Annotated in this window: 10 protein-coding genes; 6 read left to right on the forward strand and 4 right to left on the reverse strand. The window is 60.9% G+C overall.

The annotated features are described in order from the left end of the window. Window positions 1-142: 142 nt before the first annotated feature. Entirely contained in the window at window positions 143-355 is a 213-nt protein-coding gene (locus E6C55_RS19065) for a hypothetical protein (protein ID WP_136371408.1), read from the forward strand. 151 nt (window positions 356-506) lie between these two features. Here E6C55_RS19065 and E6C55_RS19070 read toward each other — a convergent pair whose 3' ends face one another. Further along, on the reverse strand, window positions 507-1,544 hold the full coding sequence (locus E6C55_RS19070; protein WP_136371409.1) for a 2,3-butanediol dehydrogenase: 1,038 nt from the start codon (window positions 1,542-1,544) through the stop codon (window positions 507-509). A 157-nt stretch (window positions 1,545-1,701) separates the two neighbouring features. On the opposite strand from E6C55_RS19070, the gene E6C55_RS19075 reads away from it, so the two are divergent. The 4 genes from E6C55_RS19075 to E6C55_RS19090 all read left to right on the forward strand — a co-directional run bounded on the left by E6C55_RS19075 (window position 1,702) and on the right by E6C55_RS19090 (window position 7,979). Further along, a complete protein-coding gene (locus E6C55_RS19075; protein ID WP_136371410.1) occupies window positions 1,702-2,610 on the forward strand; it encodes a LysR family transcriptional regulator in 909 nt (302 codons plus the stop codon). Window positions 2,611-2,798: 188 nt separating this feature from the next. Next, window positions 2,799-3,482 (forward strand): response regulator transcription factor, encoded by a 684-nt coding sequence (locus E6C55_RS19080; protein WP_136371411.1) that lies wholly within the window; start codon window positions 2,799-2,801, stop codon window positions 3,480-3,482. Beyond that, entirely contained in the window at window positions 3,475-4,860 is a 1,386-nt protein-coding gene (locus tag E6C55_RS19085; RefSeq protein ID WP_230986755.1) for a sensor histidine kinase, read from the forward strand. The genes E6C55_RS19080 and E6C55_RS19085 overlap by 8 nt, the downstream gene beginning before the upstream one ends. A gap of 68 nt (window positions 4,861-4,928) precedes the next feature. Next, window positions 4,929-7,979, forward strand: a complete 3,051-nt coding sequence (locus E6C55_RS19090; protein ID WP_136371412.1) for an efflux RND transporter permease subunit — start codon at window positions 4,929-4,931, stop codon at window positions 7,977-7,979. A gap of 403 nt (window positions 7,980-8,382) precedes the next feature. Here the strand turns inward: E6C55_RS19090 and E6C55_RS19095 are convergent, their stop codons facing one another. Together E6C55_RS19095 and E6C55_RS35225 are read right to left on the reverse strand one after the other, a co-directional pair. Further along, window positions 8,383-8,673, reverse strand: a complete 291-nt coding sequence (locus E6C55_RS19095; RefSeq protein ID WP_136371413.1) for a hypothetical protein — start codon at window positions 8,671-8,673, stop codon at window positions 8,383-8,385. Between the two features lie 119 nt (window positions 8,674-8,792). After that, the gene (locus E6C55_RS35225) at window positions 8,793-9,692 is read right to left on the reverse strand and encodes a C40 family peptidase (protein WP_136371414.1); all 900 of its coding nucleotides are present in this window, start codon (window positions 9,690-9,692) and stop codon (window positions 8,793-8,795) included. A gap of 277 nt (window positions 9,693-9,969) precedes the next feature. Between E6C55_RS35225 and E6C55_RS19105 the strand changes: the two genes are divergently transcribed. Then, window positions 9,970-12,366 carry a beta-galactosidase gene (locus tag E6C55_RS19105; RefSeq protein ID WP_230986756.1) on the forward strand — a complete coding sequence of 799 codons (2,397 nt, stop codon included), beginning with the start codon at window positions 9,970-9,972 and terminating at the stop codon, window positions 12,364-12,366. Window positions 12,367-12,795: 429 nt separating this feature from the next. On the opposite strand, the gene E6C55_RS19110 is transcribed toward E6C55_RS19105, so the two are convergent. Beyond that, window positions 12,796-13,683 carry an AraC family transcriptional regulator gene (locus E6C55_RS19110; protein WP_230986757.1) on the reverse strand — a complete coding sequence of 296 codons (888 nt, stop codon included), beginning with the start codon at window positions 13,681-13,683 and terminating at the stop codon, window positions 12,796-12,798. Window positions 13,684-13,735 lie beyond the last annotated feature (52 nt).

Raw genomic sequence — 13,735 nt, forward strand, 5'->3', positions numbered from 1 at the left:
GAGCCCTTGGTGCAGGCTCCTCCAAAACGTTCATCTTCGATTATTCGGTTATATCCAGTATAAAGCAGGGGTATGCAAAAGCGCAACAGCGAATGGAGAATGGGACGAATTGGCGCGAAGCGGCGGCCCCCTGAGGAGGCCAATGATCCCGCTGAACCCACCCGAAGTCACCAAGCCAGTCGAAGTTCCCAAACCAGTCAAAGTCACCAAGCCAGTCGAAGTTCCCAAACCAGTCAAAGTCACCAAGCCCGTCGAAGTTCCCAAATCCGTCGAACCCACCAATCCGTCGAATCCACCAAGCCAGCCAGCCGCAGCCGAATTTTATGTGAAAAACCGCATTGGCGCTGCCCGATAACGGGTACTTTGTCCGATTATATGCGAAAAATCACATTCATCGGGGAATTTTCGGCCCGAAGTGTCGGATATATGCGAAAAACCGCATAAAACGCCTCAATTGCCCCCTCATCCGCGCCGACGAATGTGAAAAATCGCATAAAAATTGCGGCTTACGGAATGCGCACAAGAATTTTCGCTTGGCTCTTGTCCTTCACAAGCAGCTCGAGCCCGTCTTCGACGATCTGCTCGAGGTCGATCTGCTTCGTAATGACCCTCTTCACGTCCAGCTTGCCGTCCGCAATGAGCGCGATAATCTCCGGGAAAATATGACGGTAAGCGAGGATGGACGCAATGCTGGCTTCCTTGGCCATCAGCTCGAGCATGTTGAGCTGTGCGGGCTGGGCGAACGCCGCGATGACCATCACCTCGCCGCCTCTCTTGACGGCGGTCAAGGCGGAAGCGATCGTCGCCTGAACGCCCGCCGCCTCATAGGCGACATGAACCCCGCCGGCGGCGACAATGACTTCGGCGGCGTTCTGCCGCAAGCTGTTGATCGGAATCGCGCCAAGCTTCTCGGCGAGCGCCAAGCGCTCGTCCGACACGTCGATCGCGTACACCTTCGAAGCGCCAGCGGACTTCGCGCCGAGAATCGTCAGCAGGCCGATCGGGCCGACGCCGAAGACGGCGGCCGAATCGCCGACCTTGAGCTTGCTCTGGCGCACGGCGTGCATCGCGACGGCGGTCGGCTCGACAAGCGCGCCTTCCTCGAAGCTGACGCTGTCCGGCAGCTTATGGACCATATACGGCTCCACGAGCACGTATTCGGCGAAGCCTCCGTCGTCGTTCAAGCCGACGAAGCCCATCTTCTCGCATTGGTTGTACAGGCCGGTCCGGCAGCTTGCGCACTTGCCGCAGTACATGATCGGCTCGATGGCCACCCGGTCTCCGGGCTGAATGCCGACGACGCCCTCGCCGACCTCAGCGACGACGCCGGAGAATTCATGGCCGAGCGTGAGCGGCGCCATCGCGCCGGACAGCGGGTGGGGAGCTCCCGTCTGCACGCCGATGCCATGATGGTACGCGTGCAAGTCGCTGCCGCAGATGCCCGCAACCTTCACGTTGACCTTCACCTTGCCCGGCTTCGCCGCGGGAACGGCGACGTCCTCGAGGCGAACGTCCTTGATCGCATGATAAACCGCTGCTCTCATCTGAATTCCTCCTCAGTTCGTGGTTCGCATTGCTGTTGCTTCTCTACGATCCGATTATACCTCTGCACTTGGATAAGCAGTAGTTAAGGTTTATAATGATCTCATTAGATAAGCTAATGGCTGAGCGTGCAGCCAGCGAGAGGAGTATGGCATCCGAATGAACATCGAACAACTGGAGTATATCGTCGAGATCGCGAAGACCGGTTCCTTGTCCGCGGCCGCAAGCGGGCTGCACGTAACGCAATCGGCGCTGTCGCAAGCGGTCGCCAGGCTGGAGGAGGAGCTTGGCGTGAAGATCTTCCACCGTTCGCACTCCGGAACCGAGGCGACGGAGGAGGGGAGACGTATTCTGGGGCAGGCGCTGGAGGCGCTTCGGGCCATCGGGGAGATGAAGCTGAACGCGCTGCACGACCGCAATCTGATGCAGGGGGAGCTCGATGTCGCTTCGTTCCCCGGGGTCATGTCGCTGCTGGTTCGGGCCGTATCCTCCATCAAGCTGGAGTACCCGAACCTGAAGGTGAGCGTCGAGGAGAGCGACTCCATGTCGATTCTCGAGGATATCCGTTCCGGCCGGATCGGCCTCGGGCTGATCGCCCTGTACGCCAAGGACGTCGAGAGGCTGGACGGACTCGCCTTCGAGCCGATCACCGAAGGCAAGCTCGTCGTCTGCGCCAACAAGCGATCCCCGATTGCGCAAGCGGCATCCGTCCATCCGAAGGAGCTGTTGAAGTACGATCTCGTCCTGTACAGGGACAGCTTCCTCGAGGACTTCCGCTCGGATTACCGCGCGACGTACGGGGACCTGTCGGTGCTCTTCTCGACGAACAACGGGGAAGCGGTCCAGGCCGCCCTGCACGAGAACTTCGCGATTACGATCGGGCATGACTTCTCCTTCTACGGCAATCGGAGCTGGCTCGGGGAGCAGTACGCGATGGTCGAACTCGCCCCTTACGCCCAGCGCGCGATGCAGATCGGTTGGGTCAAGTCGGGGGCCAAGCAGGTATCGTCGCTGTACCGGCTGTGCATCGCCCGCTTCCGCCACGAGTTCGACCGGCATCGAATATAAGCATGACGGAGAACCTGGTTGCGCAGATGCACAAGCAGATGAACCGAGGCGTTACGTAACGGTTTTCCTCATTGGAGTAGCTTCCGTCATCGTCCGTTCACATTCATGCCACATGGACAAGCTACGATGACAGGATAGGGTGACAGGATACAAACAGCAGGACATGAATCGGGAAGAGGAGCGGGAAAATGACGACGGTTATGGTGGTGGACGACGAGGGGCATATCCGGGAGCTCGTGCGGCTGTACCTGGAGGACGAAGGGATGGAGGTGGTCGAGCAGTCGGACGGGGAAGCCGCGTGGGCGCACATGATGAGGCAGGCGGTCGACCTCGTTGTGCTCGACGTGATGATGCCGCGGCTGGACGGCTGGGAGCTGTGCCGCCGAATTCGCGAGACGGGCGATGTGCCGATTCTGATGATTACGGCGAAGGGCGAGCCGACCGACCGGATCAAGGGCTTCCGGCTCGGAACGGACGATTACCTCGTCAAGCCGTTCGACCCGGTGGAGATGGTGCTGCGCGTGAAGGCGCTGCTGAAGCGCTACAAGATCGCCACGTCGCAGACGATCCGGCTCGGGGACGTTCTTCTGGACAAGAAGAGCTACCTGGTGGAGCTTGGCTCGGACAGGCAGGCGGCGACGCTCCCGATGAAGGAATTCGAGCTGCTCTACACGCTCGCGAGCTATCCGGGGCAGTTGTTCACGCGGGATATGCTCATTCGGCGAATCTGGGGAATGGACTACGACGGGGACGAGAGGACGGTCGATACGCATATCAAGCGGCTGCGGGAGAAGTTCGCTGGTCATGCCGGAGCCTTCCGGATCGTGACGCTGCGCGGGCTCGGCTACCGTCTGGAGCTCGCCGATGATTAAGCGGCTGATGAAGTCGTTGTACGCGCGGGTTGTGTTCATCTTCCTCGGCGCGGTTATCGTCAGTCTGTTCCTGTCGCTGCTCGTCATCACCCGGCTGTTCGAGAGCAAGGCGGTCGGCTACATTCAGGACGAGACGATCAAGACCGGCCAGGAGATCATCGCGTCCTACATCGAAGCTTACCCGCAGCATTCCGGGGTGCTGGCGCGGGGCATCTCGGTCACATCGACGAACGCGGTCAACTTCTACGGGCCGGACGGCAAGCTCCGCCACGGGGATTCGGTGACGGCCAGGAAGCTGATCGAGCTGGACCCCGAGGCCGTCGATGCGGTGCTTGCCGGCGGCGTATACCGGAGCAACGGCTTCGGGCCGCACGGCCTGGTGGTCGGCTTGCCCTTCGAGATCGACGGCCAGCCCTACGCGGTGTTCCTCAGTCCGACGATTGGTCCGTTCATGGGGCTGATCCTGCGTTTTTTCCAATTCGAGCTCTTGTTCTCGCTGCTGTTCGGAAGCATTCTGATTCTGCTCGCGGCGCAGTACATCGTCAAGCCGCTCAAGAAGCTGAACGCGGCGACCCGGCGCATGAGCAAGGGCGACTTCGCGTTCGAACTGCGCTCAAGGCGCCAGGACGAGATCGGGCAGTTGACGCGAAGCTTCAACTCGATGGCGAAGGAGCTCGGCACACTCGAGCAAATCCGCCAGCGGTTCGTCTCCAACGTCTCGCACGAGATTCAATCCCCGCTCACGTCGATCAAGGGGTTCACGAAGGCGCTGCGGCATAAGAAGATGGACGAAGAGGCCCGGATGAGGCTGCTCGCGATCATCGAGGACGAGACGGAGCGGCTGTCGCGCCTCGGCGAAGACCTGCTGCAGCTCTCTTCCTTGGAGTACGAGCATCTGAAGCTGAATACGGGCACGTATCGGCTGGACGAACAGCTTCGCAAGGCCGTGATCTCGCTGGAGCCGCAGTGGGCGCCGAAGCGGCTTCGCCTTGAGCTGGAGCTGGATGAATTCGAGCTGTACGCGGACGAGGACCGAATTTACCGGCTGTGGATCAATCTGCTCGGCAACGCGATCAAGTTCACGGAGCCGGAAGGGACGATTCGGTTGACGGCCGTCCGGGAAGGGGAGGCTGCGGTCGTGAAGGTTGTCGATTCCGGCATCGGCATGACGGAGGACGAGCGCGGGTCCATCTTCGAGCCGTTCTACAAGGCCGACCCCTCGCGCACGCGGGCCGCGGGCGGCAACGGAATCGGCCTGTCGATCGTGAAGCGGATCGTCGAGCTTCATCGGGGCGACATCGCGGCGGAGAGCGCGCCGGGGGAAGGAACGACGTTCACGGTAACGCTCCCTCTGTCGCAGCCGCCGGCCAATCTGTAACGGTCGCTTCACATAGGCGACAAATTCGTTCGCTATACTCCTCTTCATAACAGAGAGGAGAGAAATTCATGAGTCTACTTAGCAGATTAAGCTTAAAGAATGGGGTGGCCGTCGTCATCCTCTGTATCCTGGTTCTCGGATACGGATTCTATTCGACCACACAGATCAAGCAGCAGACGTTCCCCGACATCGAGCTTCCGGCCGTCTTTATCCAGGCGATCCAGCCCGGCTCTTCGTCCGAGGAGATCGAGGAGGGCGTGACGGGGCCGATCGAGGATGCGCTGAAGAGCTTCAAGGGCTACGATTCCCTGACGAGCACGACGGCGGACAACGGAGCCAGCATCTTCATCCAGTTCCCGTTCGGCACCGATATGGAGCAGAAGGCGGCGGACGTCGAGACCGCCTTGGCCAAGCTGGCGCTGCCGGACGGCGCGAGCGTATCCGTTCAGCGGCTGTCCGCCGGATCGGCGCCGGTGTATCAGACGGCGGTGTTCTCCGACGGCGACGAGGCCGCAGCCGAAGCGCTGGCGGACAAGCTGGCGACGGAGGTCGTGCCCAAGCTGCAGAAGCTGAGCGGGGTCAGCTCGGTCAGCCTGGACGGGACGAATACGGAGAAGCTGAACATCGTCGTCGACAAGGACAAGGCGAGCCAGGCGGGCGTTACGCTCGGCGCCATCCAATCGGCGCTGCAATCGCTGACCTATGCGCTCCCGCTCGGGAACGTGAGCCAGGAGGAGACGACGATCCCGGTGCGGCTTGTCGGCAGCATCGATTCCCTTAAGCAGATCGAGAACCTGGCAGTCGGCGGCTCGCCCGCCGGAGGGAAGATCAAGCTCGCGGACATCGCGACGATCGAGACGGTTCGCTCGCAGGACACGATCGCCCGCTACAATGGACAGGCCAGCTACGTCATCGGCGTCGTGAAGAACCAGGACGCGAACACGGCGGACGTCGCGAACGAAGTGAAGGACGTGCTGGAGGAGTATCAAGCGAAGGGAGAGCTTGAGCTTCACGTCATCGAGGATCAAGGCGCAGCGATTGAAGAGTCGATCTCCTCGCTCGTTCGCGAAGGGCTGTTCGGCGCCTTGTTCTGCGTCATCATCATTTTCTTGTTCCTGCGGAACATCCGGGCGACGCTGATCTCGATTCTGTCGCTGCCGATCTCGATCTTCGCGACGATAGCGGTCATGAACCAGATGGGGTACACCCTCAACATCATGACGCTCGGCGGCATCGCCGTCTCCATCGGCCGAATCGTCGACGACAGCATCGTCGTTATCGAGAATATTTTCCGCTGGCGGCAGGAGAAGGGGAACGAGGTCAAGGGCAAGGAGCTGGCCTATCGGGCAACGAAGGAAGTGATCGGGGCCGTCGCTTCCTCGACGATTGCGACCGTTGTCGTCTTCCTTCCGCTGGCCTTCGTGAGCGGAGTGATCGGGGAGTTCTTCCGTCCGTTCTCGATTGCCGTCGTCGTCTCGATTCTGTCCTCGCTGCTCGTCGCCGTCATGCTTATTCCGGTGCTCGGGGCGAAGTTCTTCCGGAACGTCAAGCCGCACAAGGAGGGGCAGGGAGCGCTCGCCCGCGTCTACGAGAGAATCATTCGCGGGGCTTTGCGCCGCAAGGCGCTTGTGTTCAGCCTGTCGGTCGTGCTGCTGATCGGCTCGCTCTGCACGATTCCGGCGCTCGGCGTCGCGTTCCTGCCGGCCGACACGGTGCCGACGGCATCCATCGAGGTGTCGCTGCCGACGAAGAGCTCGCAGGAGCAGACAAACCAGGTCGCGGTCAAGGTCGAGGAGTACGTCAGCAAGCTGGACGGAATGGACAACTACCAGCTCAGCATCGGCGGCGGCTCCGGCAACCCGTTCGGAGGAGGCGTCGCGCAGAACAATAAAGCGACGGTGACGGTTCAATTCTCCAGCGACAAGGACGCTGCGAAGAGCGTGGAGCAAGCGAATGCCGAGCTTCCGGCGCTTGTCGCCGCCGAGGTCGAAGGCGCGACCGTCACGGTCAAGGAAGGCGAGCAGCAAGGCTTGCCGGACGGCAGCGGCATCGACGTCACGCTGTATTCCGCGAACGCGGAGCACCTGGCGCAGGCGGCCAAGCAGGTCGAGCAACTGCTCTTGGCCCAAGCCGATCTCAAGGACACGAGCAACAACATGAACGATGTGTCCCCGAAGTGGGTGCTGTCGCTTAATCAGAAGGGAATCGATTCCGGCGTCAATGCCATGGCCGTCATGCAAGCCGTGAACGAGCAATTGAAGCCGCTGGGCGCCGGCACGTACTCGCTTGAAGGCAAGGAACGCGACGTGACGATCTCTTACGACCGTCAGGTCGCCTCGCGGGAAGAGCTGGAGAGCATCGCGATTCCGACCGCCGCCGGACCCGTGGCGCTGAGGGACATCGCCACCGTCGACGTCCAGAACGCGCTGGCGACGATCAATCACGACGACGGCAAGCTGTATGCGGAAGTGAGCGCAAGCATCAAGGACGGCGCCGACACGGCTTCGGTCACGAATCGCGTACAGGACGACGTTCGCAGCCTGGCCTTGCCGTCCGACGTGGAGATCAGCTTCGGCGGCGGCCTGGCGATGATCACCGAAGGCTTCACCAGCATCGGCATCGCGATGGCCATCGCGGTCGGGCTCGTGTTCCTCGTCATGAGCATGACGTTCGGCGGGATGACCACGCCGCTGATCATTCTGTCGTCGCTCGTGTTTATCCCGGTCGGCTCGCTCACCGGGCTGCTCCTGACCGGACAAGCGCTGTCGATGAGCGCGATGATCGGCATGCTGATGCTCGTCGGCATCGTCGTCACGAACGCCGTCGTGCTGCTCGACCGCGTCGAGAAGAACCGCAAGAGCGGCATGGCGCTGACCGATGCGATTATCGAAGCGTCGACGACGCGGCTGAGACCGATCCTCATGACGGCGTTCGCCACGATGCTGGCGCTCCTGCCGCTCGCGCTGTCGGGCTCCTCGACCAGCCTGATCTCCGGAGGTCTCGCCATCACCGTTATCGGCGGCTTGTTCACCTCGACGCTGCTGACGCTGATCGTTGTCCCGGTCATCTACGAGATGGCCTGGAGGAAGCGCAAGGAGCGCGAGGCGGAGAGCTTCTAGGCGAATCGGGCTCACGGATACAAGCGCATTCGAATATAACGGCCGCTCGCAGAGCGGCCGTTCTTGGCGTCCGCCCGATCCTGGCCCGATGACCTTGGAGATTGGAGATGATGCCGAGGCGATTGGAGATATTGCCGCTTTTATATGAATTTTCGCATTCGTCGGCTTGAATTGGCGGCAATCGCGGCTTTTTATGCGGTTTTTCGCATATATGCGGCAAGTCGAGCCGGAAATTCCTCCCACGAATGCGATTTTTCGCATATAATCGTCCGAACGCCCCGGTATCGAGCTGCGCCAATGCGATTTTTCGCATAAATTCCTGTCAGTCGTCGGCATCGTTGTCATCGCCGTCTTCCTTCGTATACAAAACAACGACGCCGACTCGTGGTCGACGCCGTTGCCGTTATTCGGGGATCGAGATGGAGAAGGAGCCGGTGACGGTGGCCGAGCTTAGGTTCAGAATGCCGATCGTCTGAATCCGGTCGATGCTGACCCCGTATTCGAGACCGCCCTGAACGGTCAGCTCGAAGGGGGGAAGCCCGTCGTACCTTGTAATGACGAGGCGCGCGGGTCCGGTCAGGCTGTCGACGCTCATCGTCACGAGCCCGGCCGTTCCGGACGGATCGACGGCGGAATAATAGCCTTGTCCGACGCCCGCATCCTGCGAATAGAAGGTAAAAAATCCGATTGACACGGCTGTCCACTTCCTTTTTTTTAACCAGTAGATGTAAGGAAGTGCGCCGGAGGAACGGCTATATCCCCGCGGCTAATGATCCGCTCCGCTCTTCATACCGCGTGCCCCGCCGCGTGCGTTCAGTTCATGCGATTGTTCGAGAAAAATTGGCCAAGCTGCTGCTGAAGCGAAGACTGCCAGGAAGCATCTCGGTCGGCCGTTCCCGTATTCGCACCGCGGTTCGCGCCCGATCGGGACCCATTGTCCGTCCAAGCGCCGCGTTCTTGGTTCGTTGCGCCGCCTGCCGCGTTGTCCTTCGCCGCATTCGACAACTCGTCCGTTGGTGCTTGCGCCGCATCGTCCGTTGCAGCATTCGATGCATCGTCCGTTGTATCATCCGTCGCACCATTAGCTGTATCATTCGTTGCAGTTGCATCGTCCGTTGCCTCATTCGCCGTATCGTTCGTCGCCGAATCGTCCGCAATTACGCGGCGGGCGGTCACATAGGTGCGATCCCATGTGCTTCCTTCGAAGTCCGAGATCGTTACGCCGATGCCGACGCGGTACGTCTGCAGCACTTGTCCGTTGCCGATATAGATGCTGACGTGGTTGATGACGCCGTCACTGTTCGTATCGGAGAATATGAGATCGCCCGGCTGCAGGTCGCTCTTCGCCACATAGGTGCCCATCTTGGCTTGCTGCTTCGAGGAGCGCGGCAGCTCGATGCCGTTCTGCTTGAAGACGTACTGGGTGAACGACGAGCAGTCGAACGTGTTCGTCTGGCCGCTCTTCGCTCCGAATTCGTACTCGACGCCGAGGTATTGTTTGCCCGTGGCAATGATCTTATCCGCGAGCGAGCTTGAGGTCGAGGTTGCGGCGACGGAAGCGGAGGCGGCATTGCCGGCGGAAGCGGCGTAGGTCGATTGCGGCGCCAGAAGGGCGCTGCCGGAGAACAGAATCGCAACGCTTAAGGCGGTGCCGGTTATCGCCTTGCGGAACCTTTTGTCGGATGTCTTATATGGAATGTTAAAGTTGTTCATGAGATGAATATCCTCCTTTGGGGGTGCAGGATGGGTGTTGCCTGTAACCACCATACCACATCGATTCGACCCATCAGTTACCAAGGAGAAGGCGACCGCTTGGCCGCCAACGCGTGCGCCGCCCGAATGAGAACTTCATTAGAAAATCATCATCTAAATCGGCTTGACGAGAATATTGTCCATCAACTCCCGCATTTCGTTTATTGGCTTGTTGCCTGGAAGGGGTTACAGTAGTACGCATACGGCATCTACACGATAGCCCGGGGAGGCAGAGCAAGTGACGGAATATCGAATTGACGCGAGGCAGGATCGCAAATCCATTCGTCCCGGTTCCGGCCGGATGTCGGGGGCGAACCCGGACGGCGAACGGCTGGGCATGAGCAATTATTATCTGGAGAGGAACGGGAAGCCGTTCTTCGGCATCTGCGGCGAGTTCCACTATTCCCGCTATGACGAGAACCGCTGGGAGGACGAGCTCGTCAAGATGAAGATGGGCGGCGTCAACATCGTTGCGACGTATATTTTCTGGAACGTTCATGAGGAGGTTCAAGGGAGCTTCGATTGGTCGGGGCCAAGAAATCTGCGGAGGTTCGTCGAGCTGTGCGGAGAGATCGGCTTGTACGTCATTATCCGGATCGGTCCGTTCGATCACGGAGAGATGCGCAACGGGGGCATGCCGGACTGGCTGTTCGGACGGCCCTTCCGGATTCGCTCGAACGACGAGCGGTATCTGGCGTTCGTTAAGCCGCTGTATGCGCAGATCGCCGAGCAGGTTCAAGGGCTGCTGTACAAGGACGGAGGCCCGGTCATCGGCACGCAGATCGAGAACGAGCACCGGCATTCCGCGGCCCAGTGGGCGCTGACGACGGGAATCAGCAACGAATGGATGACGACCGGCGAAGACGGGGAAGAGCACATGCTGACACTGAAGCGGATGGCGCTCGAAGCCGGGCTCGACACGCCGCTGTATACATGCACCGCTTGGGGAGGCGCGTCCGCGCCGGCCGAAGAGATGCTGCCGCTGTGGGGCGGTTACTCGCATTGGCCGTGGATCTACTACGAGCACGACCGCTTCGGGGAGATGAAGGAGCACCCGGCGACTCCGGAGTATATTTTCCGCGATAAACATAACAACGACATCCCGAAGAGCTACAACTTCGAGCCGACGTATGCGCCGGAGGACCACCCGTACGCCTGCTGCGAGATGGGAGGCGGCATGACGCCGTTCTATCGGTACCGCTTCGACTTCCCGTATGTGAGCGTGCCGGCGATGACGGGCATCAAGGTGGCCGAGGGCTGCAACCTGATCGGATACTACATGTATCATGGCGGCTCGAATCCGAGAGGCAAGCGGGACACCTTCCTGAACGATCTGGCAACGCCGAAAATCTCCTACGACTTCAACGCCTGCATCGGAGAGTTCGGCCAGGTGCGCGAATCGTATCACCGGACTCGGCTTCAGCACCTGTTCTTCCGCACGTTCGAGGAATGGTTCTGCCGAACGAAGACGATTCTGCCGGGAGACACGTCGGCGATGGACCCCTGCGACGTCGAGACGCTTCGCTATGCCGTACGGGCCGCGGACGGCTCCGGCTTGCTGTTCCTGAACAATTACCAGGACCATGTCGAGACGCGCGATTTGTCTGTGCCGGACGGCGTCACCGTGACGACGGCGGAGGGCGACATTCGCTTCCCGTCCGCAGGCCCGCTTCGCCTCGGCAAGGACGGGTATGCCATGCTGCCGTACAACTTCGACCTGGACGGCATCCGGCTCGTCAGCGCGACGGCTCAGCCGATTACGCGGCTGGAGACGGACGGCGGCGTGCTGTACGCCTTCTCCGCGCCGAAGGGAATGCCGCCGGAATACGTCTTCGCGAGCGGTTCGCTGCGAAGCGTCGAGGCCGGCGCGGCGAGCGTCCGCGAGACGGGGAGCCTGACCGTCGTGAAGCCGGACGACGCGGAAGAGCTGACGACGCTGGAGCTGGTCTCGCAGGAGGGCAAGCGGGTCGTGCTGCTGACGCTGTCCGACGAGATCAGCCTAGGGTTGTGGCAGGCGAACGTCTGGGGCCGCGAGCGGCTGCTTCTGACCGATGTCAATGTGCTGGTTCATCGGGACGAGCTTAAGCTCGAATGGACCGGGAGAGCCGGGGAGGAGACAACGCTGCGGGTATTCCCGGACTTCGAAGCGGCGGCCGGCGGGCCGGCGGGAATCGGCGAGGTTGCCGGAGGGGAGCTTGTGCAGCGGCAGGAAGAGGGACTGTTCGCCTCGTACCGCTTCCGCTTGCCGCGCCGCGAGATTCGCTTCGGGCTCGAGCGGGTCGGCCGCGACAAGGCGATCTTCACCTTCGAGCAAGGGGCGCTTGACGAGGCGAAGGAGGCGCTGCTGCGGATCGAGTACACCGGCGACATCGGCTACGCCTTCATCGACGGGGAGCTGATCCACGACAACTTCAGCAACGGCAACGCCTGGGAGATCGGCCTGGCGCCATTGCGCGAGCGCCTGGAGCGAGACGGCATGTACGTGTACATCTCGCCGATCCGCAAGGGCAGCGTGGTCAGCAGCAACACAACGATGGCGGGCTGGAGCGAGAATGCGGCGGAGACGATCGCCGAGCTCAAGTCGGCGACTGTCGCGGCGGTGCAGGAGCTGATTGTGCGAAGGGGGAGGGGGTAACAGGACAGAGGGTTTTAGCGGGATCGCAGCTCGACGTTGATTTAATGTGATTTTTCACATTCGTGGGTCGGATTCCGGGCGAATCGAGGCGTTTTATGCGATTTTTCGCATACATTCGCCGCTTCGAACCGGAATTGCCGCCATGAATGTGATTTTTCACATTTATGGCGGCTCGAAGCCGCTTTTTCCTCGGAATGAATGTGATTTTTCACATAGATCTTGAACCCCGAACCCCGCGGCCAGATCAAACGCATAAGCACGAAATTCCGCCTGCATTCCGCAGCCCGCATCCTGCATCCAAACCAACCAAATTCCGCCCAAATTCCGCCTAGATTCCGCAGCCCGCATCCAGTCCAACCAATGGCAGCTTGATCGTATCCCGACCTCATCGGCGACGGCTGCCGCACGGGCAAGATTAGCACCGACCGTTCACCCCTTCGGGACGCTGCGGTACTCGGTAGGGGAGACGCCCATCATCTTCTTGAACATGCGCGAGAAATAATACGGATCGCCAAGCCCGACGAGGGCCGCGATCTCCTTCACGGACAAGCCGGTCAAGCTGAGAAGCTGGCCGGCTTTCTGCATCTTCAGGCGCAAGTAGTAGTCGATCGGCGGGAAGCCGGTCTCCTGCTTGAACAAGTAGATGAGATGCTGCTTCGAGATTCCCGTGTGCGCGGCCAGCTCGGCCAGGGTGACGGCGGAATCGAGGTGTTCGTTCAGGTAGCGGATCGCCTGGTCCAGCTCCTCCTCCCGCTTGCGGTGACGATGGCTTCCGCCGTGTCCGAGGCCGATCGAGCCGAGCAGGTGGCCGATCGTCTGCGAGACGTGCACCTGGGCAGGCAGGGAATAGGGCTTGTCCGCGAGCAGGCGGTAGCAGCGGTCGAAGCTCTCGAGGAACCGATTCTGCAGGCCGATCGGAATGGCGAAGGAGGCCCCGCCGAGGCCGTACAGTTCAAGGAGAGGGGCGACGAGCTCTCCCTTCAGGTGGAACCAGTAGATGCTCCAGGGAGAACGCTCCGACGCTCCGTAACGGTGCGGGGAGCCGGACGGGATAATTGCCAGGTGGCCTTCGCGCACCGCCGCGCTGCGCCCGTCCAGCTCGACCCAGCCCTCTCCGTCCGTGCAGAAGATGACGATATGGGCGTCGCAGCCCTCCGGGCGTTCCCGATAATGGAACCTCGCGCGGGGGAAGTGTCCGATATCGCTCACATACAAGCCGCGGGTCAGCTCGAAGCCGGACAGCTCGCTTGCCGCGTAATCGGGAAGAACGATGAGCTTCTCCTCCGCGAAGCCTTCTCTCTTATGAATATCGGTCACCGGGCGCACTCCTTCCTCCATTTTCCGAGAATCCCGAATATCCTCCATCATA

Origin of the sequence: Cohnella fermenti (genome assembly GCF_004801405.1) — a bacterium.
Classification (GTDB): Bacteria; Bacillota; Bacilli; order Paenibacillales; family Paenibacillaceae; genus Cohnella; species Cohnella fermenti.